At 61.4% G+C, this 23,909-nt stretch carries 20 protein-coding genes; 11 read left to right on the forward strand and 9 right to left on the reverse strand.

Features of this window, described 5'->3' with window-relative positions:
- Positions 1–99: 99 nt before the first annotated feature.
- The 5 genes from C1949_RS00760 to C1949_RS00780 all read right to left on the reverse strand — a co-directional run bounded on the left by C1949_RS00760 (position 100) and on the right by C1949_RS00780 (position 5,094).
- On the reverse strand, positions 100–1,929 hold the full coding sequence (locus C1949_RS00760) for a Na/Pi cotransporter family protein (protein ID WP_104736562.1): 1,830 nt from the start codon (positions 1,927–1,929) through the stop codon (positions 100–102).
- Between the two features lie 62 nt (positions 1,930–1,991).
- The gene (locus C1949_RS00765; protein WP_104736563.1) at positions 1,992–2,324 is read right to left on the reverse strand and encodes a multidrug transporter; all 333 of its coding nucleotides are present in this window, start codon (positions 2,322–2,324) and stop codon (positions 1,992–1,994) included.
- 187 nt (positions 2,325–2,511) lie between these two features.
- Positions 2,512–3,324, reverse strand: a complete 813-nt coding sequence (gene mutM, locus C1949_RS00770) for a bifunctional DNA-formamidopyrimidine glycosylase/DNA-(apurinic or apyrimidinic site) lyase (protein ID WP_104736564.1) — start codon at positions 3,322–3,324, stop codon at positions 2,512–2,514.
- Position 3,325: 1 nt separating this feature from the next.
- Complete coding sequence (locus C1949_RS00775; RefSeq protein WP_104736565.1) at positions 3,326–4,669, reverse strand: hypothetical protein; 1,344 nt, start codon at positions 4,667–4,669, stop codon at positions 3,326–3,328.
- Entirely contained in the window at positions 4,666–5,094 is a 429-nt protein-coding gene (locus C1949_RS00780) for a PaaI family thioesterase (RefSeq protein WP_104736566.1), read from the reverse strand. The genes C1949_RS00775 and C1949_RS00780 overlap by 4 nt, the downstream gene beginning before the upstream one ends.
- Before the next feature lie 237 nt (positions 5,095–5,331).
- On the opposite strand from C1949_RS00780, the gene C1949_RS00785 reads away from it, so the two are divergent.
- The 5 genes from C1949_RS00785 to C1949_RS00805 all read left to right on the forward strand — a co-directional run bounded on the left by C1949_RS00785 (position 5,332) and on the right by C1949_RS00805 (position 10,073).
- Positions 5,332–6,846, forward strand: a complete 1,515-nt coding sequence (locus tag C1949_RS00785; protein ID WP_104736567.1) for a 3-hydroxyacyl-CoA dehydrogenase — start codon at positions 5,332–5,334, stop codon at positions 6,844–6,846.
- A gap of 4 nt (positions 6,847–6,850) precedes the next feature.
- Positions 6,851–8,050 carry a 3-oxoadipyl-CoA thiolase gene (locus tag C1949_RS00790; RefSeq protein ID WP_104736568.1) on the forward strand — a complete coding sequence of 400 codons (1,200 nt, stop codon included), beginning with the start codon at positions 6,851–6,853 and terminating at the stop codon, positions 8,048–8,050.
- 148 nt (positions 8,051–8,198) lie between these two features.
- Positions 8,199–8,498 (forward strand): hypothetical protein, encoded by a 300-nt coding sequence (locus C1949_RS00795; protein ID WP_104736569.1) that lies wholly within the window; start codon positions 8,199–8,201, stop codon positions 8,496–8,498.
- A 72-nt stretch (positions 8,499–8,570) separates the two neighbouring features.
- A complete protein-coding gene (locus tag C1949_RS00800) occupies positions 8,571–9,053 on the forward strand; it encodes a YbhB/YbcL family Raf kinase inhibitor-like protein (protein WP_104736570.1) in 483 nt (160 codons plus the stop codon).
- Positions 9,054–9,245: 192 nt separating this feature from the next.
- On the forward strand, positions 9,246–10,073 hold the full coding sequence (locus tag C1949_RS00805; protein ID WP_104736571.1) for an acyl-CoA thioesterase: 828 nt from the start codon (positions 9,246–9,248) through the stop codon (positions 10,071–10,073).
- A 42-nt stretch (positions 10,074–10,115) separates the two neighbouring features.
- Here the strand turns inward: C1949_RS00805 and C1949_RS00810 are convergent, their stop codons facing one another.
- Both C1949_RS00810 and C1949_RS00815 read right to left on the reverse strand, forming a co-directional pair.
- On the reverse strand, positions 10,116–10,784 hold the full coding sequence (locus C1949_RS00810) for a crotonase/enoyl-CoA hydratase family protein (RefSeq protein ID WP_104736572.1): 669 nt from the start codon (positions 10,782–10,784) through the stop codon (positions 10,116–10,118).
- Positions 10,781–12,406, reverse strand: coding sequence for an AMP-binding protein (locus C1949_RS00815; protein WP_104736573.1), 1,626 nt, complete (start codon positions 12,404–12,406; stop codon positions 10,781–10,783). Before C1949_RS00815 ends, C1949_RS00810 begins: the two co-directional genes overlap by 4 nt.
- A 259-nt stretch (positions 12,407–12,665) precedes the next feature.
- On the opposite strand from C1949_RS00815, the gene C1949_RS00820 reads away from it, so the two are divergent.
- From C1949_RS00820 to C1949_RS00845, 6 genes are all read left to right on the forward strand, one after another.
- The gene (locus tag C1949_RS00820) at positions 12,666–13,460 is read left to right on the forward strand and encodes an IclR family transcriptional regulator (RefSeq protein WP_104736825.1); all 795 of its coding nucleotides are present in this window, start codon (positions 12,666–12,668) and stop codon (positions 13,458–13,460) included.
- A 320-nt stretch (positions 13,461–13,780) separates the two neighbouring features.
- Positions 13,781–15,874, forward strand: a complete 2,094-nt coding sequence (locus C1949_RS00825; RefSeq protein WP_104736574.1) for a 3-hydroxyacyl-CoA dehydrogenase NAD-binding domain-containing protein — start codon at positions 13,781–13,783, stop codon at positions 15,872–15,874.
- 63 nt (positions 15,875–15,937) lie between these two features.
- Positions 15,938–17,134: an acyl-CoA dehydrogenase family protein gene (locus C1949_RS00830; RefSeq protein WP_104736575.1), complete on the forward strand. Its 1,197-nt coding sequence runs from the start codon at positions 15,938–15,940 to the stop codon at positions 17,132–17,134.
- Positions 17,135–17,145: 11 nt separating this feature from the next.
- Entirely contained in the window at positions 17,146–18,279 is a 1,134-nt protein-coding gene (locus C1949_RS00835; RefSeq protein WP_104736576.1) for an acyl-CoA dehydrogenase family protein, read from the forward strand.
- A gap of 168 nt (positions 18,280–18,447) precedes the next feature.
- Positions 18,448–19,197 carry an electron transfer flavoprotein subunit beta/FixA family protein gene (locus C1949_RS00840; RefSeq protein ID WP_104736577.1) on the forward strand — a complete coding sequence of 250 codons (750 nt, stop codon included), beginning with the start codon at positions 18,448–18,450 and terminating at the stop codon, positions 19,195–19,197.
- Between the two features lie 2 nt (positions 19,198–19,199).
- Positions 19,200–20,129 carry an electron transfer flavoprotein subunit alpha/FixB family protein gene (locus C1949_RS00845; protein ID WP_104736578.1) on the forward strand — a complete coding sequence of 310 codons (930 nt, stop codon included), beginning with the start codon at positions 19,200–19,202 and terminating at the stop codon, positions 20,127–20,129.
- Between the two features lie 219 nt (positions 20,130–20,348).
- On the opposite strand, the gene C1949_RS00850 is transcribed toward C1949_RS00845, so the two are convergent.
- Together C1949_RS00850 and C1949_RS00855 are read right to left on the reverse strand one after the other, a co-directional pair.
- A complete protein-coding gene (locus tag C1949_RS00850) occupies positions 20,349–22,493 on the reverse strand; it encodes a methyl-accepting chemotaxis protein (protein WP_229744321.1) in 2,145 nt (714 codons plus the stop codon).
- Positions 22,494–22,731: 238 nt separating this feature from the next.
- A complete protein-coding gene (locus C1949_RS00855) occupies positions 22,732–23,751 on the reverse strand; it encodes a cyclase family protein (RefSeq protein WP_104736580.1) in 1,020 nt (339 codons plus the stop codon).
- Between the last annotated feature and the right edge of the window lie 158 nt (positions 23,752–23,909).

Consider the following 23,909-nt stretch of genomic DNA (forward strand, 5'->3'; position numbering starts at 1 on the left):
TCGCGTTACTCGGCAGTAACAAAAAACGCCTGATGCGCTGCATCAGGCGTTTTTTTATGTCTGTGATTTACCGCGAACAATGCGCCACACCGCAGCTGTTCAGGCTGCCTCCGTCAGCGCCGCACGGGTATAGATCATGTCATGCGCGGCGCGCAGGTTGCTGCTGATCTCCAGCAGGTAATGCAGATCGTTGATCAGACTGGTTGCCTGCCAGCCGTCCAGCTCGCCAGCGCGCAGCTGCTGTTGCAGACGCTGCTCGAACTGACTACGAAACAGCTGCTCCTGATCCAGATAGTCAGCCGACTGCTGCCGATCGGCGGCGCCGGACAATGACTCGGCCTCCCGCCGGGCCTGATCACTCAACAGCAGCATGCCCTGCTCGCGCAGCTGGCGATAACCGTCACGCATGGCCTGACGCGGGCTCTCAAGATGCTTGCGCAGGTTGGTTTGCAGGTGCTTGGCTGCCTTCACCGACTCCACAAGGTCCCGTGCGGCCAGGTTTACATCCATCAGCGCCTGCTGCTGTTCCGGCAGCAGTTCGCAGTCAAGATGCCCGATAAAGTCGACGATGTCGGCGTAAATACCCTTGATGTGCTGATGATAGAGCGCATCCGCGTCCTCCCGTTCGGCCAGCGGCGGCACCGCCAATGCCTCACCCGGATCCCGTTCTCGAGTCATGTCCTGACGGAAACTGCTCGGCAGATACAACGCCGACGCAATAACCTGTCGACTGGTTGCGGCGAGATGAGCTAGCTCCTGCTGCAACACCCTGACCGCCGACCCTGCGTGCAGTTGTGCGGCACCGTCGAGGTAGAGCGCATGGGAACGCGGACGATCCGCCAGCTCCTCGTTAACCGGCTCACTCGGAGGTGGCAGCAGCCGGGTCAGCAGGCGCACCAGCACCGGTATCAACGGCAGCATCAGCGCCAGCCCGAGGAGATTGAACAGCGTATGGAACAAAGCCAGCTTGAGGGTGTAGGACTCGGCCGCAATACCAAGCCAGCCGGCCAGGGTATCGACCACCTGTGCCAACACCGGCAGCACCGACAGCGCAACAACGCCGGTCACCAGGTTGAACAAAATATGCGCGACGGCCAACTGGCGACCGGCATTATTGGCACCCAGAGCAGCAAGCACAGCAGTCACCGTGGTTCCCAGGTTGGCACCCACCGCCATCGCCAGTGCATTGGTATATTCAAGCTGGCCGCTGGCAAGCGCCGCCAAGGTGATCATCAGGGTGGCATGGCTGGACTGCATCAGTACCGTCGCCAGAATACCGAGCAGCGCGTAGAGCAGCATGCCCTGCCAGCCGCCGACGCTGTAGGCGGACAGGTCGAAGATTTGCTGCATACCATCGAAGCCAAGCTTCATCAGGTCGATACCAAGAAACAGCAAACCAATACCCAGCAGCACCTGACCTGTACCTCGCCAGCGCGCCGCGCTGTTACGCTCGAACAACACACCGAGCACCAGCAAGGGCATACCCACCTGCGCTAGATCAACCTTGAGGCCAATCAGCGCAATCAGCCAGGCGCCGGTAGTGGTGCCCAGATTGGCACCAAAGACAATACCGATCCCCGCCGTCAGACTGATCAGGCCGGCGCTGAGAAAAGCGATACTAAGAAGGGTGACAAGCGAGCTGGATTGCACCAGCGCGGTACTGACCGTACCAAAGGTAAGACTCTTCCAGAGCCGGTCGGTGCTGATCGCCAACCAACGCTCCAGTGCACCGCCGGAGAAGGCACGGAAGCCGTCCTCCAAATAGCGCATGCCAAGCAGAAACAGAGCAACACCGGCAAACAGCTGGGCCAGCGACTGGTGCTTGAGGAACAACAACAGCACCAGAGCCAGCCCGAAGGCCATGCCGATCGGGCGTAGCTTCGCCAGTCGCGAACGAATCAGGCGACTGGTGTTCAATGCATCAGCCACCCCTCACTCTCCAGGGTGGCAACATCAGCGCCGACGCCAACAACAACCCTGCTGCGTCAATCTCAGCGAAGCTCGTCCTGCTGCTGACGACCATAGCCCGCGCGGGTACAGCCCAGGCAGCGCACGAAGGTTTCCTCGGCAGGACGAATGACCAGCTCGCGCCCGGCCTCGGGCACGTTTCCGCCCAACGCACTGAACGGCAGGCTGACCAGAAAGGCGCCGGTACCCAGCACGGTGGCACCCAGCAGCAACGGACGCGCGATAACCAGATCACCGATCATGGCAAAGTAGCCCGGCTCGTCTTGCTGGTAGTTGTTGTAGGAATCGGCAGCCATGACGCTGGCGCTCATCAGCAGGCCGGCGACAAGTGCGGTGGAATGACGTAACAGGCGCATAGTTAATCCCTGGTTGTGGCCCGAAAGGCAATGATCTGGTTGCGTGTCCCAAACTCCTGTGGGCCCACGGCATCGCCTTCATTGTAGGCACAAACCCGGCGTTACGGAACGCACCTGATGAAAATTGCGACACAGCGCAGCTTGAGCGGGCGTCAGCATGCGCAGGGCAAGTCGGTAATTCATCCGTCTAGCGTTGACACTGTCGGCAGAACACGGTGCTACGCTGGCCCAGCCGGCACTCTGAAAGCGTGGTACCGCACTGCTTGCACAGCTCCCCGCCGCGTCCGTAAACAAACAGCTCCTGCTTGAAGTAACCAGGTTGACCATCGCCGCCAACGAAGTCACGCAGCGTGGTCCCGCCTTGCTCGATTGCCCTGGCCAGGATGCGCTTGATCTCTTCGGCCAGCCGTTGATAGCGCTGACGGCTGACCCGCCCCGCCTCCCGGCGCGGATCAATGCCCGCGGCAAACAGGGCTTCAGTCGCATAAATGTTACCGACCCCGACCACCACGGCGTTATCCATGATGAAGGGTTTAATCGCGGTGCTCTTACTGCGCGACAACTGGTAGAGTCGCTCGCCATCGAAAGCATCGGACAGCGGTTCCGGCCCAAGCTTGCCGAGCAGTGCATGCGGCTCGTCCGCCCGCGCCCAAAGCAGCGCGCCGAAGCGCCTGGGATCGGTGTAGCGCAGCGCCATGCCCGAATCCAATTCGATATCGACGTGATCGTGCTTGGCCGCCGGCGAGCCTGCCGGCACCAGCCGCAAACTGCCCGACATTCCCAGGTGACCAATCAACGTGCCGCCGCCGATCCGCATCAGCAGGTACTTGGCACGGCGGTCAATACGCTCGAACAGCTGCCCTTCGATCTGGATCGCCAGATCCTCCGGAATCGGCCAGCGCAGGCGACGATCGCGGACGATCAGGCGGGTAACCCGGCGCCCCTCAAGGTGCGGCGCAATCCCGCGGCGGGTTGTTTCGACTTCAGGCAATTCAGGCATGTCAGCTCTGCAACCAGTAGGTAATGAAGATCAGCAACAACAGCAACGGCATGACGCTGGCAACAAAGCGCCCGTTCCAGCCAAAGGCCACCTGATACGGTGACTCGCCGCTGTAGCGCGACAGGATAAGCGTCGAAGGACCGAAGGGCGAGAAGATCATCGCCAGCGAAAACCCGCACATCAGCCCTACCGCCGGCGTCATGATCGGCACCCCGAGCAGTGACAGCTGGGCCAGCAGTCCCGCGGTCAGTGATAGCGACACAATCGGTGCCAGCCCCAGCACTGCCAAGGTAATGGTGCTAAACAGGCTGCCAATCGCCAGCAGCACATTGTACTTGGGCTCCTGCGCCAGCCAGGCAGCGATCTGCTCCAGCGGCGCCACCGCGCCCAACACACCACCCAGCAACGCGGCGCAGCCAAAGATAAACATTTCGTTGTGCATGCTGACCATATTGTCGGTCACTTCCTGCAGCACCTGCGCAGGTTTGCGTTCGCGCCACAGCAGGTAGCTGATAACCCCGGCAGGCACCAACACCATCGCCGCCTGCGACGCGCTCAATGTTGTCAGGGACGCCAGCAGGCCGATGGCACCAAGGCCCAGCAGACTACCAATCAACAGCTGCGGCATGCCATCGGCCTTGCTGCTGTCACCAATATTGTCGCGCAGCGCCAGCAGCCCGCGGGTTTCCCGGCGCCAGCCGACCACAATCATCATCACCGCAGCAACCGCGCCGTAGGGCACCATGGTGCTCCAGGACTGCTCGGGCATTTCCCGCGATATGATGGCAATGGTCACGCTGGTTGGCGCCAGCAGCGGCACCAGAGCAAACCCCCGCAGCGTCGTCACCATGACGCTGCGCAGACCGGCCCGGCGCTGCTCATCGGTCAGCGAATAGCGCTTGAGATGCTCGCTCAGGGTCCCACAGAGCAGGTTCATCATGCCGAAGTTGAGAATCGAGCCGATACTGCCGGCGGCCAGCACATAACGCGGATACAGCACGACCTTGGACCCGGATAGCAGCGCCTTGTGCAGCTCGCGCAGCTGCGGCAAGCGCTGCGCCAGTAACTGCATCAACCCCAGCGCACCCAGAAAGCTGGTGTAGTAGGCCACCGAACTGGCCAACTTTGGCCAAAGCTCGGCACCTGGACGCGCTATCACGATGGCCGCCGCCAGCACTGCCAGCGTGCAGATTCCGAGCCAACGTGGATAGGGGTTCAGGCGGGTGAAGAAGCGCAGGAAATAAACTGCAAAGGCGCCAGCCGCGAGCCAGCTCAACCAGTGCTGGTGACTGAGCAGCCCTGCCAGCTCTAGCGCAACACCGAGCGGCAGCAGCGCAGCACTCACGGCAGGTCCTTGCGATAGGCGCCCTTCTTGAATACACCCTCACCAAAACCGATCAGCTTGTCGTTCTGATCAAGCAGGTCACAACTGGCCATGAATACCTTGTGACCGGCGTTGCGGCAGGTAGCGACCGCACGCACGTGCGTACCAACCGGCGCGGTCGCGGTGAAGTTGGTGTTGAGTGACAGGGTAATGGCAACCCGGCGATCTTCTGCCGATGCCGCCCAGGTACCACAGAGCCCCATAGCAATGTCTAGCAGACTGGCGGTGACCCCACCATGCAATGAGCTGGCGTTGTTCATGTGCTTTTCGGTCAGAGTCAGGCCGACAACAGCTCGCCCCTCCGAGTACTCTTCCAACTGGGCACCAAGCTCCTGAAAGAAGCCGGTAACGGTACGGGCAATGGCCTGACGTTCATCTTGATTCACGGGTGCGACACCTTTTATTCACTACACTCGATCTGGCTGGCCACACGACAGTCACGGCGGGCAGGCCTGCCCGGCACGCAGTAACGGCCAGTTTGAAGGGGGCGAGTATGCCACGCACAAGCATGCGCAGACTGTCGCCAAACTTGCACTCCTACAACGCAGGATTTAATCTCGCACCACTTAAACGAAATACCGTTTCGCCATGCGGAACAACGAGCGTACTCCAGGAGGCAAAGCATGTTCAAGCGGATTGGCGTCATCGGCGCCGGAGCCATGGGGCGCGGTATCGCCCAGCTGTTCGCCAGCAGTGGTCAGCAGGTTCTGCTGTTCGATACCCGTGCAGAGGCCATCGACGATGCACTGGCCTTCAACCGTAACCTGCTGCAGCGGGCACAGGCCAAGGGCAAGATGACCGAAGCGGAGCTGGAGGCAACCGTCGCGCGCATGCAACCAGCCGCCAACCTGACCGACCTGGCCGACTGCGACCTGGTGATCGAGGCCATCGTCGAGCTGCTGGAGGTCAAACAGAAGCTGTTTGCCGATCTGGAAGCCATCGTCAGCGCAGACTGCGTACTGGCTACCAACACCTCATCGCTGTCGGTCACCCGCATCGCCAGCACCGCCAAACACCCCGAGCGCGTTGCCGGTTTCCACTTCTTCAACCCGGTGCCGCTGATGAAAATCGTCGAGGTCGTCCGCGGTGAACGCACCGACGAGCGCCACATTCAGGCACTGGTCGCCCTGGCCGATCAGGCCGGTCACTTCCCGGCAATCACCCCGGACACCCCCGGCTTCCTGGTCAACCACGCCGGTCGCGCCTTCGGCACCGAAGCGCTGCGCATGCTCAGCGAAGGGGTCGCGACGCCTTCGCAGATCGACCGCATTCTGCGTGATGGCCCCGGCTTTCGCATGGGGCCCTTTGAGCTGTTTGATCTGACCGGGCTGGACGTGTCCCACGCGGTGATGGAGTCGGTCTACGAGCAGTTCTACCACGACCCGCGCTACACCCCGTCGTTCATCGCCGCCCAGCGCGTCGCCGCCGGCCTGCTGGGCCGCAAGACCGGCCAAGGCTTCTACCGCTACGAAGACGGCCAGAAGATCGAGCCGGCTGAGCAGCAGCCCGAGACCGTGCTGATCACTCGCCCGTTCTGGCTGGAAACTGACGACGACGCACTGCGTAACCAGGTCAGCGAGGTATTGAACAAGGCTGGCGCCACACTGGAAACTGGCACCAAGCCATCGGACGATGCCATCTGCCTGATCACCCCGCTGGGCGATGACTGCAGCACCGCGCTGACCCAACTGGGCCTGCCTGCTGAGCGCACCCTGGCACTCGACAGCTTCGCCAGCTGGGACAAGCGCCGCACGTTGATGCGTCAGCCCGCCGCCAAAGCCGAGATCGTTGCCCAGGCCCGTCAGGCCCTCGGCGCCGATGGCGTCCCCGTCGAGGTGATCAACGATTCGGCTGGCTTTGTCATCCAGCGCCTGATCGCCAGCGTGGTCAATCTGGGCTGCGAAATTGTGCAGAAAGGCATCACCGCGCCACAAACGCTGGACCGCGCCATTCAACTGGCGCTGGGCTACCCCAAAGGCCCGCTGGCCTTCGGTGAGCATTATGGCGAAGCCAACATTCTTGCCGTCCTCAACAACATTCAGGCCGTTTACGGCGAGCCACGCTACCGTCCCAGCCCCTGGCTGCGTCGTCGCGTACAGCTGGAACTGCCTTTGACCACACCCGATTTCCAGGAGTAAGAGCATGACTGCCTATATCTATGATGGTTTGCGTACCCCGTTCGGCCGCCACGCCGGCGCCCTGGCCAGCGTGCGTCCCGATGACCTGCTAGCGGAAGTGATTCGTGCCGTGGTCACCCGCAACCCGTTCGAAGGTCAGGACTACGAAGACGTGGTCATGGGCAATACCAACCAGGCGGGCGAAGATGCGCGCAACGTCGCCCGTCACGCCGGGCTGCTGGCGGGTCTACCGCAGGAAGTGGCCGGTGTCACCATCAACCGCCTGTGCGGCTCTGGTCTGGCAGCCATTCTCGACGCCGCCCGAGCGGTAAAAACCGGTGAAGGCGAACTGTTCGTCGCTGGTGGTGTGGAAAGCATGAGCCGCGCGCCCTTTGTTATCGCTAAGAGCGAGAGCGCCTACAGCCGTGATTTCCGCGCCTTCGACAGCACCATCGGCGCGCGCTTCCCGAATCCCAAGGTCGAGAAGCAGTACGGTGACGACACCATGCCGCAGACCGCCGACAACGTCGCTGCCGATCTGGGCATCAGCCGTGAAGAAGCCGACACTTATGCCGCCCGCAGTCAGGCGCTGTATGAGAAGGCCCGCGCTGAAGGCTTCTTCGCTGAAGAAATCCACCCCATCGAGGTCTCTCAGGGTCGCAAGAAGCCGGCCAAGATCGTCGATCAGGATGAACATCCGCGTCCGAGCAGTGACATGGCCGCCCTGTCCGGTCTGCGGGCACTGTTTGAAGGCGGCGTCGTCACCGCCGGCAACGCCTCCGGGGTCAACGACGGCGCCGCTGCGCTGATCATCGGCAGCGAGGCCGTCGGCCAGAAATACGGCGTCAAACCCCGCGCCCGCATCCTCGCCGGCGCGGTTTCCGGTGTCGCTCCCCGCGTAATGGGTCTGGGCCCGGTCGAAGCCTGCAAAAAGGCACTGAGCCGCGCTGGCCTGACGCTGGACCAGATGGATGTTATCGAGATCAACGAAGCCTTCGCCTCCCAGGTCCTCGGTTGCGCCAAGCAGTTGGGTATCGCCTTTGACGACCCGCGCCTGAACCCGAACGGCGGCGCCATCGCTGTCGGTCACCCGCTGGGTGCCTCCGGCGCTCGCCTGACCCTGACCGCCCTGCGCCAACTGGAACGCACCGGCAAGCGTTATGCGCTGGTCAGCCTGTGCATCGGCCTGGGCCAGGGTGTAGCGGCGGTGATCGAGCGCGTTTAACGCGCTCGCGGAGCTACAAGCTACAAGCTACAAGCTACAAGCTGAGAACCCCTGCCTCGCCCTGGTTTGGGTTTTAGCTTGCGGCTTGAAGCTTGCGGCTTGAAGCTGATAGCTTCTATCCCCTCATTCCCTGTCAGCGACCCCTTGCATGCAGCTCAACTCCAGCAGCCCCTTTGAATGGCTCGGTTCCGCCATCGGTAGCGTCGTCCGCGTTGTCATCGACAGCCTGATTTGGCTGTTCACCATGCTGAGCAATGCCAGCTCGGACTTTATCAACGGCTTTGCCAGTGCCCTCGGCGTCAACAGCAACCTGCTGAGCATCGCTGCAGTCATTCTTGGGCTGTTTCTGATCTACACCGGCGTGCGGGCCTTTATTCGCCGCAAGATCGTGCTAGGCATCATCTGGGTGCTGCTCGGGCTCTGGCTGCTGAGCGCCCTGATCAGGTGAAACGCGCTTGTGTCATCACAGACGCATACTAGTATTTCGGTAGTTTTCGGCTAAAAATTTAAGGAGAACACCATGGGATTCGCATTTTCCAACGAACTGGAACTGACCAGCAGCGCCTTTGCCAACAACGGCGCCATCGCTGCCAAACACACCGGCGACGACGCTGACGTCTCTCCTGCCCTGAGCTGGAAGAACGCACCGGCGGACACCCAGTCCTACGCCGTCATCTGCCACGACCCAGACGCTCCGCTGATTTCCGCCAACGGCACCTATGGCTTCGTGCATTGGGTGCTGTACAACATTCCGGCCAACGTCAGCGAGTTGCCGGAAGCCTGCGGCGACTACACTCAAGGCGTAAACAACTTCGGCAACAGCGGCTACAACGGTCCGCTGCCTCCGGAAGGCCACGGTCAGCACAAATACTATTTCTGGGTCATCGCGCTGGACACCGAGCTCAATCTGCCAGCCGGTCTGACGCTGTGGCAATTGCTGGAGAAGATCGAACCGCACGCCAAAGCAATGAACCGGCTGATTGGTACCTATCAGCGCGGTTGAGCGTCCTTGCGCGGCACCCGCAACGGGTGCCCGCGCCCTCTCGGAAGCCCAACCTGAAAACCACCGCAACGCCCACTTCTCCCCGGTCGATAGCAGCGGATTCACAGCGTCAAGCTTGATGGCCAAACCACTCAGGCGCTGCCTATTATGACCATCATATTGACTCATTCCCGCCGTAACGGAATCCCGCAGATGACCGCATCTACTCCCGCCAGCCACGCCTTTGACCGTGCCATCGCATTAACCGCGGCAGGTGCCAACCTGTTCAAGGGCAACGTCGACGACAGTTTTCAGAACATGGTCGGGCCATTTGGCGGCGTAACCGCTGCAACCCTGCTCAACGGTGCCCTGCAGCACCCGGAGCGGATTGGCGAACCGATCTCGCTGACCATCAACTTCGCCGGCCCGGTACAGCTCGGTGCCTTCGAGCTGGAAGCCATCCCGCTGCGCACCAACCGCTCAACCCAACACTGGCTGCTGCTGCAGCGCCAGGACGGCGAGGTGGTTACCAGCGGTACCGCGTTCTTCGCCACCCGCCGCGAGACCTGGTCCGAGCAGCAACACGACATGCCGACAGCGCCGCCGGCCGACAGCCTGCCGCGACTGGTACGCGGCGAGCGCAATTGGTTCCGCAACTACGATTTCCGTTACGTTTCGGGCTTGTTTGACCCCAGCCGTGGCGACGGCAACCCCGAGGATGCCCATAGCGAAACCCTGCTGTGGACCCGCGACAATCCACCCAGGCCGCTGGACTTCGCGTCACTGACCGCGTTGGGCGACGTGTTTGCACCACGCATCTTCCACCGCCGCCAGCGCTTTACTCCCGCCGGCACGGTGTCGCTGACCCACTATTTTCACGCCGACACCGAACAACTGGCACGCGCCGGCGACCGTCATCTGCTCGGTCAGGCCCACGCCACGCGCATGCACAACAATTATTCGGATCAGGTCGCCCATCTGTGGAGCGATGACGGTCAGCTGCTGCTGACCACCACTCAGGTCGCGTATTTCAAGGAGTAAGACCGGAAGATCGCCGGGGCACAGCATGCTGTGCCCCGGCGATCAGCCCTGCAGAGCAACAAACGCCTCACGCAACGGCGCATTCAACAGCGCCCGGGTCTCACGGTAGGCGCGACGGTCCAGCCCGGCCAGCTGTCGGATTTTGGCACGGGCACGCTCAAGCAGTTGCTCGGCCGGCTGCAACTCATCAAAGAAACCGGCTTCCAACGCGCCAGCCGAGGCAAACACCTCGGCCTGCAACACACAGCGGCTGAGCCACTGCGGCGACAGCCGCGCCCGGGCCTGGAGCATGGCGCCCTCTGGCATGGTCATGCCGATAGCGACTTCATTCAGCGACACCCGATAATCACCCTCGGTGCCCAGCCGGTAGTCGGCCAGCAGTAGCATGAACGCCGCCTTGGCCATCGCGTGCCCGTTAGCGGCAACCACCAGCGGTGCCGGATAGTCCAGCAACGCCAGCGTCAACCGGTCACCGGCCGCGCGCATCGCGTCACAGGCCGGCCCGCCGGCATCAATCAGCTTGCGGTCATAACCACCACTGAAAATACCAGGGCGGCCGCTGATCAGCAGCGCTGCGTCCGCCTCTGCCGCCGTAGCGATAGCGGCCAGCAACTGCTCCAGCATGCTCTCCGACAGCGCGTTAACCTTGCCATCGTCCAGCCGTATTTCAGCGATGCCATCCTGCAGACTGAACTGCAGAGAGGCGTTCACGCCTTCGCCTCGCCGTTCGCTTCATCACGCAGCACCCGGCGCAGCAGCTTGCCAACGGTGGATTTGGGCAGTTCGTCGCGAATCTCGACGTGCTTGGGAATCTTATAACCGGTCAGGTTTTCGCGGCAGTGGGCAATGATGGCCGCGTCGTCCAGACCTGCGTCGTTGAGGCTGACGAAAATCTTGATCGCCTCGCCAGTACGCTCATCCGGCACACCCACTGCGACGCACTCGCGCACGCCGGCATGACGCATGACCGCGTCTTCAACATCGTTCGGATAGACGTTGAAACCAGACACCAGAATCATGTCCTTCTTGCGGTCGACCAGTTTGAGGAAGCCCTCTTCGTCCAGCAGACCAACGTCACCGGTCTTCAGCCAGCCATCGTCGGTAAAGGTAGCTGCGGTCTCATCCGGGCGATGCCAGTAGCCCTGCATTACCTGCGGCCCCTTGATCAGCACTTCGCCCGGCTCACCGCGCGGGGTCTCGTTGCCTTCGTCATCCACGGTCTTGACCCAGGTGTCGATCACCGGCTGACCGATGAAACCTTCCTTGTAGGGGGTCTTCGAGGTCGAGGCCACCACCACCGGTGAGGTTTCGGTCAGGCCGTAGCCTTCGCGAACCACACTGCCGGTACGCTCCTGCCAGCGGCGGGCGATCTCGGTGTTCAGCGGCGCACCGCCAGAGTTCACCCATTTCAGGCGGCTGAAATCGACGCTGTCGAACTCCGGGTGGTTCATCAGCGATACAAACAATGAGTTGATCCCGGTCAGCAGGGTTATGGGGTGACGCTTGAGGTCGGCGATCAAGCCATCAAGATCCCGTGGATTGGTGATCAGGATGGTATGGAAACCGGTAAACACCGAGGCAATGCAGTTCGCGGTGAAGGCGAAGATATGGTACAGCGGCAGCGGCGAGACCCGCACTTCACCGCCGTAGGTCACGTCCCCTTCCTTGAAGACGCTCACCGCCTGCAGCACGTTGCAGAGGATATTGCGGTGGGTCAGCATCGCGCCCTTCGACACGCCAGTGGTACCGCCGGTGTATTGCAGCAACGCCAGGTCGTCCAGCCCGCGCTCAATGGCAACCGGGGGCAATTCATCACCCAGCCGCAACGCCTGCATAAAGCGCACCTCGTCCGACTCGCTGCTATCGAATTGCGGGTTGCTGTAATCGTCCATGCTGGTGACGATCAGTGTTTCGATCTCGGTCTCGTCCTGAATCTTGCGCACCAGCGGAACCAGCTTGTCGAGTACGACGACGGCGCGGGCACCGGAGTCGGCAAACTGGTGGCGGGTTTCATAGGGGGTGTATTGGGGGTTGGTGTTGACGATCACCAGACCGGCACGCAGCGCGCCAAAAATGGCGACGGTGTATTGCAGCAGGTTCGGCAGCTGGATCGCCAGCCGGTCACCCGGCTGCAGCCCGGCGTGCTGACGCAGATAGCGGGCAAAGGCGTCGGCACGCCCGCGCAGCTGGTTAAAGGACAGAGTGTCGGCACCGCAGGAGAACGCCGGCTGGTCGCCATAGCGACTGCAGGACTGGTCCAGGATATCGAAAAGCGTGGTGTGACCCAGCTCGGCCAGCTGTGCGCTGACGGCGTAGTGCTCAGGAGTAGACATCTCATCCTCTTGTTTTTGAACTATTGTTTTGCACTGCGAAACAGAATACCAAAAAGATGCTATTCTATTCGAGGTTAGCTGTGCAATGATCGAGACAGTTAGCGTGCGCCCCGGTAACAAAACAGCAACAGAGTGTCTGCGTGTCACTGTGCAGAACTCCTGATCGTGCTATCGTTCCGCGCTCTGACCATAACAATAAAAGACAGCATCAAATCACGTTCGGCCGCACCCACCGATGGGCCACAAGGTATACAACCCAATGAAAGATGAGTTGGAAGCAGCAGTAAAGGAATCCCCTGCCAAGGACCGCAAGTTCGTCGAAGCACTCTCTCGTGGGTTGGACGTTTTACGCGCATTCAGTCAGGGTTCTGTGGTCATGGGTAACCAGGATATCGCCCGCATTACCGGCCTGCCCAAGCCCACTGTCTCGCGCATGACCTACACACTGACCAAGCTAGGTTATCTGAGCTATTCCACCCAACTGGAAAAGTATCAGCTCGACTCCGGTGTGCTGGCCCTCGGTTACGCCTATGTATCCAACCTGCGCGTACGCCAGCTGGCCAAGCCCTACCTCGACGAGTTCGCACGCAACACCAATACCTCGGTTGGCCTGACCTGTCGCGACCGTCTGTCGATGATCTACGTCGAAAACTGCCGCCCGTCTGAATCCACCTCACTGCGCATGGATGTGGGTGAGCGTTTGCCGCTGGCCACCACCGCCGCCGGCCGTGCCTACCTCGCTGCCATGAAGGAAGACGAGCGCAGCCATCTGCTCGACGCCATCAAGGCGCGCAACCCGGATACCTGGCCCGAACTGCAAGCCTCCCTGCAACGCAGCTTCGATGAGTATCAGCAACACGGCTTTTGCCTGTCGCTCGGCGACTGGGACCGCAACGTCAACGCCGCCGGCGTGCCACTGCATCTGCAGGACGGCAGCCTGATGGTCCTGACCTGTGGTGCACCGTCGTACCTGGTATCCGAAGAGCGGGTCAAAAACCAGCTCGCCCACCAGCTCGCCATGCTGGCGCGGGATATCGAGCGGCTCGGGGTGTAGACCCAGCGGCAAGCTGCAAGCTGCAAGAAAAACCCGGCCCTGTGTTAGCCGGGTTTTTTGTGCCCACCTGAAACAGCCTCTCCTTCGGTTCGGGGTTCGGGGTTCGCTTGAAGCTTGAAGCTTGAAGCTTGCGGCTTGCAGCTGTGATGAATCCAGCGGTCGCTAGCGACCGCTGGATTCATCACCTTAACTAATAAACCGCCATTTCCCCCACTCGGGGCATCGACAAGCGGTTTTATTTTTTGTATTTTGCCTAGCGAAACGCGGTTTCACTATTTCGCATAGTGAAACGCCATCCCCAATCCTGACGGAGGTCAAGCATGTCGGACGTGGTCACTCTGGAGCGCAAAGGCGCCATCGCGGTCGTCACCGTGAACAACCCACCGGTCAATGCGCTGGGTATTGCCGTGCGTGAAGGTCTGCAGCAAAGCTTCAACGCTGCCGAAGCCGATCCTGACGTTAAGGCGATCGTACTGGTCTGTGAAGGCATGACGTTCATGGCTGGCGCGGACATCAAGGAATTCGGCAAGCCGCCGAAGGAACCGAGCCTGCCTGAAGTCGTCAACGGCATCGAAGCCGGCAGTAAGCCGAGCGTTGCTGTCATCCACGGCACCGCCTTGGGCGGCGGTCTGGAAGTTGCCGTCAGCTGCCACTATCGCATCGCCGTCAAGAGCGCCAAGGTCGGTCTGCCGGAAGTCAAACTCGGCCTGCTGCCGGGCGCCGGTGGCACCCAGCGCCTGCCGCGTCTGGTTGGCGTCGCCAAAGCACTGGACATGATCGTCAGCGGCAACCCAATCGGTGCCGTTGAAGCCCACGACCTGGGCGTGATCGACGAACTGGTTGAAGGTGACCTGACCGCCGCCGGTATCGCTTTCGCCGAGAAGCTGCTGGCCGAGGGCAAGGGCCCTCGCCGCACCGGCGAGCGCACCGACAAACTGGAAGGTGTCGACAACGCCGCAGCAGTCGCTGCCAAGCGCGCCGAAATCGAGAAGAAGATGCCTGGCCTGTTCTCGCCCCAGCGCTGCGTCTCTGCCGTTGAAGCAGCCTTCGCTCTGCCGCTGGTCGACGGTCTGAAGCGCGAGCGCGAGCTGTTTGCTGAGTGCCTGGTGTCGCCGCAGCGCGCCGCCCTGGTTCACGCCTTTTTCTCCGAGCGTCAGGCCTCCAAGATCAACGACCTGCCGAAAGACACCCCGGTACGCGACATCAAGTCCGCCGCGGTGATTGGCGGCGGCACCATGGGTGTCGGCATCGCCATCTGCTTTGCCAACGCTGGCATCCCGGTCAAGATCCTCGAGATCAGCTCGGAAGCCCGCGATAAGGCGCTCGAACGCGCCCGCGACACCTATGGCATGAGCGTCAAGCGCGGTAGCCTGACCCAGGACGCGCTGGAAAAACGCATGAGCCTGATCAGCGGCGTGACTGACTATGCTGACCTGTCCGACGTCGACGTCGTGGTCGAAGCGGTATTTGAAGACATGGGCGTCAAGCAGAAGGTCTTCGAAGCACTGGACGCCAACTGCAAGCCGGGCGCCATTCTGGCCTCCAACACCAGCTCGCTGGACCTGAACGCCATCGCCCAGTTCACCAAGCGTCCGCAAGACGTGGTTGGCCTGCACTTCTTCAGCCCGGCCAACGTCATGCGCCTGCTGGAAGTGGTGCGTGGCGAGAAGACCGCCAACGACGTGCTGGCCACTGCCATGGCGATCGGCAAGAAACTGAAGAAAGTCTCTGTACCAGTGGGCGTCTGCGACGGCTTCGTCGGCAACCGCATGGTGTTCCAGTACGGCCGCGAGTCCGAGTTCCTGCTGGAAGAAGGCGGCACCCCGGAACAGATCGACGGCGCCCTGCGCAAGTTTGGTCTGGCCATGGGCCCGTTCGCCATGCGCGACCTGTCCGGCCTGGACATCGGCCTGGCTATCCGCACCCGTCAGCGTCAAACCCTGCCGGCCGAGTTCAAACTGCCAGTGGTACTCGACAAGATGGCCGAAGCCGGCCTGCTCGGACAGAAGACCGGCAAGGGCTTCTACGTTTACGAGAAGGGCTCGCGCACCCCGTTGCCCAACCCGGAACTGCCGGCCATCATGGAAGCCGCTTCGAAGGAGCAAGGCGTCGAACGCCGCGAGCTGAGCGATGAGTACATCATCGAGCGCTGCATCTACGCCCTGATCAACGAAGGTGCCAAGATCCTGGAAGAAGGGATCGCCCAGCGTGCCAGCGACATCGACGTCATCTATCTGAACGGCTATGGTTTCCCGGCCCACCAGGGTGGCCCGATGTTCTATGCTGACGCGGTCGGTCTGGATCGCGTGTACGCCCGCATCTGCGAATTCCACGAGCAACACGGCGCTTGGTGGAAACCAGCCGCCCTGCTGGAAAAACTGGCCAAGGAAGGACGCAAGTTCGCCGACCTGTGATGAATCAAAGCGGCCGGCACTAGCGCCGGCCGCCAGATACCCGTATTACAACGAGGACATACAATGGAAATCCATTACTCCCCCGAGCAGCTCGCCTTCCGCGACGAAGTGCGTGAATTCCTCAAGCAGGAACTGCCTGCCGACATCGCTGCCAAGGTCAAACTGGGCAAGCACCTGCACAAGGCCGACCACGAGCGTTGGCAGAAAATCCTGTCCAAGCGCGGCTGGTACGCGCCGGGCTGGCCGGTAGAGCATGGCGGCACCACCTGGGGCCCGATCGAAAAGCACATCTTTGACGAAGAGTCCGCCGCCTTCGGCGCACCGCGTCTGGTGCCGTTCGGCGTCAACATGGTTGCCCCGGTGATCATCAAGTTCGGTACTGAAGAACAGAAAGCCACCTACCTGCCGCGCATCCTCGACGGCACCGACTGGTGGTGTCAGGGCTACTCCGAGCCGGGCGCCGGTTCCGACCTGGCCTCGCTGAAGACCCGTGCCGTACGCGACGGTGACTACTACATCGTCAACGGTCAGAAGACCTGGACCACCCTCGGCCAACACGCCAACTGGATCTTCTGTCTGGTGCGTACCGATCCGGAAGCCCAGCAACAACGCGGTATCTCCTTCCTGCTGATCGACATGGCCACCCCCGGCATCACCGTGCGCCCGATCATCACCCTGGACGGCGACCACGAAGTCAACGAAGTCTTCTTCGACGACGTCAAGGTGCCGGTTGGCAACCTGGTCGGTGAAGAGAACAAGGGCTGGACCTGCGCCAAGTACCTGCTGACCCACGAGCGTACCGGCCTGGCTGGTATCGGTGCGTCCAAGGCCGCGCTGACCAACCTCAAGCGTATTGCTTCCAAGCAGCAGAAGAACGGCAAGCCGCTGATCGAAGATGCACTGTTCCGCAGCCAGATCGCCGAAGTTGAAATGTCGCTGATGGCGGCTGAAATGAGCACCCTGCGCATCGTCGCAGCCGCCTCCGAAGGTGGCGTACCGGGCTCGGAAAGCTCCATCCTGAAAGTACAGGGCACCGAAATCCGCCAGGCCATCACCCACCTGATGCGCAAGGCACTGGGCCCGTACGCGCTGCCCTTCCTGCCGGAAGAGCTGGAGCTGGACTTCGACGGCGAAATGCTGGTCGACGACTACGCTGCCTCCCCGGCATCGCAGTACTTCAACATGCGCAAACTGTCGATCTTCGGCGGATCCAACGAGATCCAGAAGAACATCGTCTCGAAAATGATTCTTGAACTCTGAGGAGGCTGACCGTGGATTTCAAACTGACTGAAGAGCAGCAAATGCTCAAAGAAACCGCTGAACGCCTGGTTCGCGACGTTTACGATTTCGAAAGCCGCAACAAATTCAGCGCCAGCGAAGCCGGTTTCAGCACCGACTTCTGGGCACAGCTGGGTGAGCTGGGTCTGACCGCCATCCCCTTCTCTGAAGAGCTGGGTGGCTTCGGTGGCACCGGCGTTGAGACCATGCTGATCATGGAACAACTGGGCAAGGGCATCTGCCTGGAACCCTACATGGAGTCAGTTGTTCTCGCTGGCGGCCTGATCGGCCAGCTGGGCAACGATACCCAGAAGGAAGAACTGCTGGGTGGTATCGCTACCGGTGAACTGCAAGCTGCCGTTGCCCTGGACGAGCTGAACAGCCACTACGACCTGGCCAACGTCACCACCACTGCCACCGAGCAGGGCGGCGAGTGGGTTCTGAATGGTCGCAAGGGCGTCGTCATCGGTGGTCAGACTGCCGGCAAGATTCTGGTCTCTGCCCGCACCGCTGGTGACAGCCGTGACGAGCAAGGCATCAGCCTGTTCCTGATTGATCCGGCTGCCGCCGGTGTCAGCCGCCGGGTCTACGCCACCGTTGACGGTCGCAAGGCCTGTGAACTGTTCCTCGACAACGCCAAGGGCGAGCTGCTGGGCGAAGCCGGTAAGGCCTATGACGCCATCCGCTACCAGAGCGGTCGCGCCATCGCCGCCCTGTGTGCCGAAGCTGTCGGTGCCATGCGCACCGCCTGCGACCTGACCCTGGAATACCTGAAGACCCGCAAGCAGTTCGGCGTGCCGATCGGTAAGTTCCAGGTTCTGCAGCACCGCATGGTCGACATGATCAGCGAACTGGAGCGCGCCACCTCCATGGCGATCCTGGCAGCCTGCCTGGCTGATGACGAAGACAGCGCCGAGCGCAGCGCCAAGCTGGCCGCCGCCAAGTTTGTCATCAACCGCGCTGGCCGCTACGTGGCCGAGCAGTGCATCCAGCTGCATGGCGGTATCGCCATGACCTGGGAGTACAACGGTGCCCACTACGCCAAGCGCTTGGTCATGATCAGCCACCAGTTCGGTGATGACGACCACCACCTGGAAGCCTACGCCGCTCAACTGAGCGCAGCGTAAGTTCCTTCCGGACAGCCGGGTCGGCGACAATCGGTCGCCAACCCGGCATTTTTGTCCAACAAAGCGACAATTTGTACTTTCGGGCGCTCACTCTGCCCGGTATCCTATGCAGCCCTTTTAATGTCATGCGCCCGCGGGCGTCTCAAGACTTGTGGAGGACTAACGTCCATGAAAATCCTCGTTGCCGTTAAGCGCGTGGTCGATTACAACGTCAAGGTTCGCGTCAAGGCCGATAACTCCGGTGTTGACCTGGCCAACGTCAAGATGTCGATGAACCCCTTCTGCGAAATCGCCGTGGAAGAAGCAGTACGTCTGAAAGAAAAAGGCGTTGCTACCGAGATCGTCGCTGTCACTGTCGGCCCAACCGCCGCCCAGGAACAACTGCGTACCGCCTTGGCACTGGGTGCTGACCGCGCTGTTCTGGTCGAGTCCGCCGACGAGCTGAACTCGCTGGCCATCGCCAAGGCGCTGAAAGCCGTTGTCGATAAAGAGCAGCCGCAGCTGGTCATCCTCGGCAAGCAGGCCATCGACTCCGACAACAACCAGACTGGCCAGATGCTGGCTGCACTGTCTGGCTACGCTCAGGGTACTTTCGCCTCTGAAGTGGCTGTTGACGGCGACAGCGTCAAGGTCACCCGCGAAATCGACGGCGGTCTGCAGACCGTTGCGCTGAAGCTGCCGGCCATCGTTACCACTGACCTGCGTCTGAACGAGCCGCGCTACGCGTCGCTGCCGAACATCATGAAGGCCAAGAAGAAGCCGCTGGAAGTCGTCAAGCCGGAAGATCTGGGCGTTAGCACCGCATCGACCGTGACCACCCTGAAGGTTGAAGCCCCGGCTGCCCGCAGCGCTGGCATCAAGGTCAAGAGCGTTGACGAGTTGGTCGACAAACTGAAGAACGAAGCCAAGGTGATCTGAATATGAGCATTCTGGTTATTGCTGAACACAACAACGCTGAGCTGAACGCAGCTACCCTGAACACCGTTGCAGCCGCTCAGGCCATCGGTGGCGACATCGACGTTCTGGTTGCCGGCGCAGGCTGTGCTGCTGTTGCCGACGCTGCTGCCAAAGTCGCTGGCGTCAACAAGGTCCTGCTGGCTGACAACGCTGCCTACGCCAACTTGCTGCCGGAAAACGTTTCCCTGCTGATCGCTGAGCTGGGCAAGGGTTACAGCCACATTCTGGCTCCGGCCAGCACCAACGGTAAAAACTACCTGCCGCGTGTTGCTGCGCTGCTGGACGTTGATCAGATCTCCGAGATCATTGCCGTTGAGAGCGCTGACACCTTCAAGCGTCCGATCTACGCGGGTAACGCGATTGCCACCGTACAATCCAGCGCTGCGATCAAGGTCATCACCGTTCGTGCCACCGGTTTCGACGCCGTTGCAGCCGAAGGCGGCAGCGCTGCGGTTGAAGCGGTTGCTTCTGCCCACGACGCTGGTATCTCCAGCTTTGTCGGCGAAGAACTGGCCAAGTCCGACCGTCCGGAGCTGGCAGGCGCCAAGATCGTCATTTCCGGTGGTCGCGGCATGCAGAACGGCGACAACTTCGAAATGCTGTACAAGGTTGCCGACAAGCTGGGCGCCGCCGTGGGTGCCTCGCGCGCCGCGGTTGACGCTGGCTTCGTACCGAACGACATGCAGGTTGGTCAGACCGGCAAGATCGTTGCACCGCAGCTGTACGTTGCGGTCGGTATCTCCGGCGCGATCCAGCACCTGGCTGGTATGAAAGACTCCAAGGTGATCGTTGCGATCAACAAGGACGAAGAAGCGCCGATCTTCCAGGTGGCCGACTACGGCCTGGTTGCCGACCTGTTCGAGGCGGTACCAGAGCTGGAAGGTAAGCTCTAAGCCGACGGCTTAGAGGCAGCGGCAAGCTTCAAGCCGCAAGCTGCAAGAAAACCCCGGACTCGCGAGAGCCGGGGTTTTTTATTGTCTGCTCGTTGTGTGTGGGGCATTTTGGCGTAGGGGTACAGCACGCTGTGCCCGGGATGGCCCGAGGGGTATTTCGTGGGGGTATCGGTATCTCGTTCCGCGCAATCTGGACCCCGGGCACGGCGTGCCGTGCCCCTAGCGGTCGGCACTGACCTGAAAGGTATCCGACAGCTGGTGCAGCCGCGACGCGGTTTCCTTGACCTGCCCCGAGCTGGCCCGCAGCGCGGTGATCACCTGGCTCATCGAGTGGGTTGCCTCGGCTACATGGCCAGCCTGCCGGCCGTGCTCCTTGCTGTTGGTGTCCATCACCGAGATCACCTCGAACAACTCTTCGACGGTCTGGTACAGCAAGTCGTTGTCATCCGACGCGCTGGCCGCCTGCTGCAGCTGCAGGTCCACATCAGCGACACCGCGTTCCATCACTACCACGGTTTCCCGGGTCGCATCACGGATGCTGGTAATCCCCTGGCTGATCTCGTCAGCAGCCTTGGCGGTTCGGGCAGCTAGCGCCCTGACCTCGTCGGCGACCACCGCAAAGCCGCGACCATGTTCACCCGCACGAGCGGCCTCGATGGCGGCGTTGAGCGCGAGCAGATTGGTCTGGCTGGTAATGTCGGTGATCAGCGAGACCATGCCGACGATATCGCCGGTGCGGTTGTCCAGCACCTGCACGCTGGCGGCCGAGCTCTCGACGATATCGCGAATCTTGCGGGTGCCGCTGGTCACCGTGTCGAGCCGGGCTCGCGCCGCTTCGACCACGGAAGCCATGTTGGCCTTCATCTGCGCGGCGGTTTCCGATGCCGCGTTGACTGTCTGCAATTGCGCCTCGATCATGCCAAGCATCTGCTGAATATTGCTGGTGACTTCCTCCGCGGTGTCGCTGGCCTGCTGATTGCGCCCCAGCATCTGCTCGCTGTTCTGCAGCGCGTGCCGGCTGGCCTGCTTGACCCGGCCGACAATGGTGTCGAGGTTGTCGATAAAGCTGTTGATCCAGCGACCCAGCTCGCCCGTCTCATCCGGCACCAGGCGGCTGGTATCCATCCGCTGACTGAGATTGCCCTCACCCTCGGCAATATTGCGGATAATTTCGGTCATGCGACCCAGCCGACGCGCCAACTTGCGCGTCGCACTCTGCCAGAACCACAGCCCCGCCAAACCGAGCACGCCGACATGGGCAACATGCTCCAGCCAACCGGTCAGCCCCAGTTGATCAAAGCCCAGCTGAGCAACAAAAACCAATGCGGCCAGCACCCAGAAGTCCTTCATCAGGCTGTAGCTGAGCGAACGATAGCGGTAGACCTCTTCCAGGTCCGCCTCGCACATCATGCCCCAGCGGTCGGGCGAGCCCGGCAGGCTGAAGGTCACACCCTTGCCGATCACCGGAATATGGCGGTAGTCGGAATAACCGGGGTATTTGACGTAGGTGTTCTCGCCCTTGCGCATGGTCTCGCGCACCCCCGGATGCAGCTCGCCGGTGGCCGGATCGGTAAAGCGCACCTCAAACTCGGTGTGTTCGCGCACACTGACCGTACCCCAGGCGGTCTTGATCCCGCTTTTGAGGTTATCGCCGTGGCTGAAGGTGCTGTCTTCAAAGCGTGAGCGCGACAGCGCGCGACCCGGCTCGATGGACGGATTGAAGCGCGATTCAACCATAAAGATGTAGTTGTCACCGGACTCCTGATAGATGTGTCCGGCCTCACGCTGAATCAGGTCACCAACGACGTCATTCGGCACCCGCGCACAGACGCAGCCAAGCGCTTCGCCGTTCGGGCCGTGCAATGGCTGGTAGAACATCAGGGTAACGGCATCATGGAAGCTAGAGGTCGACGGTCCCAGCTCACGAGTACGCTGATCGACATAGGGACCGTGCAGAAAGCGATGCTGCAGACCAGCCCGAACCGCCTGGGCATCCAGTTGCAACCCGCTGAGCTGGCCCGCGCTGCTCGCCAGTACCGTCCCGTCGGCACCGAGCAGAAACAACTCGGAGGCATCCGGCAGTTTGCTGCGCAACTTGGCCAGCAGCGCCTCGCCGGCTTCTGCGGTGCCATCACTCAACTGCTGACCAATGCCCTGCAGGCCCGCCCACTGGTTTTCACACCACTGCTGCAACAACCGCACCCGCGTTGCCGCCAAGCTATCGAAGATGGACTCAAGCTGCCCGTAACGGTTGCGATTGACCCGGCAGGCCCAGCCCATAGCGAGCTTGCCGGTCGGTCCGAACCACGGCAGCCAGCGGCGCTCGGACTGGGTCAGATTCATTTGATCGCTATTCAGGCTCACGGTGACAACCTCGCTATTTGGAACGAGTTGAGACCAAAGCAATATTCGCACCACAAGAGATAGCGCAGCGCCATCATGGAACGATCAGAAAATCCGCAGTCCTGAGCGGCAGCCGCATAGCACCATATAGGTGCTTAAAACGCACAAAATCAGAGCGATAGCACCAAAAAGCAGCGCACCCTGTCCGTCCGGTCAGGTTTTAGGTCGCAATTCCAAATATTGATGTCGCCCACCAGCACTAGACCAGTGCAACCGGCGACACCGGCGAACCGACTGCGCCCGGCAACCGCAGCGGCGGCGCGGTCAGCAGAAAGCGATTCCGACCGCAGGTGCGCAGATGCTGCGCCAGCTCGGTCAGGTACCAGAGTTCGCCCAGATGGACACCCAGCTTGAACAGACAATGCTCATGCAGCGGCAAGGCAGCACAACAGCCCTGCCCCTCCCGCGCCGGGTAGGCTTCGACCGCGTAATTGTCAGCAATCAGCACGCTCAGACCACTGTCGGTAATCCACCGCAGCAGCGCCGGATCACGGCCGTCCAGCACCGCGCAGCTGGATTCCAATCGCGCCGCATCAGGTTCACGCCCCATCTCCAGAATCACGTCGGCGAAACCGGTATAGAGACAGACCATGTCGCCCGGCTCGATGACCACACCGTCTGCCTGCATGATCTGCTGCAACCGCGCGTAGTCGACCAGCACCCGCTCACGTCCGCAATGGCGCTCCAGGTCGACCAGTACCGAACGGCCGCTGACAGCCGTCTCGGCCATCTTTTCAATGCCTAGGCGCGTCGCGTTGACCCCTTCCAGCGCGTCCTCGTGCCCCTCTGGGCCGCGAATATCCTCACCGGCCTTCCAGCCGTTGTAATACAGCGGCTCGGCTACTCCGTCACCGTCGGCGTCAAACAGTCCGCCAACGTGCGAGAGCGCATCCCATTGGGTCGAGTACTGGGTAAACAGCAGCACCGCGTCGTCACTGACCACGTCGGTAAAGCTCGGATTCAGGCGGTGCAGCTCAAAGTTGTAGTTGAGCTTGTCGGCGCGCCCGGCGGTAAAGCGCCGGGGCGGATGACGCAGGCGGTTGAGCGCATTGCCTCCAGGATAGTCCAGCGGCAGGCTGAGGCAGAAGCTGCGGCCCTCGCGCACTTCTGCGACACCTTGCAGCACCTTTTCGCCGGTCAGCAGATTAAGCCGCCCCAGTTCGTCATCAACACCAAAGTCACCCCAGTTCGAGCCCTCAGGCCGGTGTGTCCAGCGCATGCGTCTCTCCTGTTTCTTGTCTGTTGTTCTAATTGTTCGACAATGCCACGCAATGGGAACATGGAACCATCGCGTTGGCGGTCGATCAATGAGCGTGTTATGTACGCATAATCAGCAAGAGAGACAGCGAACGCTATTCCATAGGGGTCGCGTCCGGA

Origin of the sequence: Halopseudomonas oceani (assembly GCF_002903165.1) — a bacterium.
Taxonomy (GTDB): domain Bacteria; phylum Pseudomonadota; class Gammaproteobacteria; order Pseudomonadales; family Pseudomonadaceae; genus Halopseudomonas; species Halopseudomonas oceani.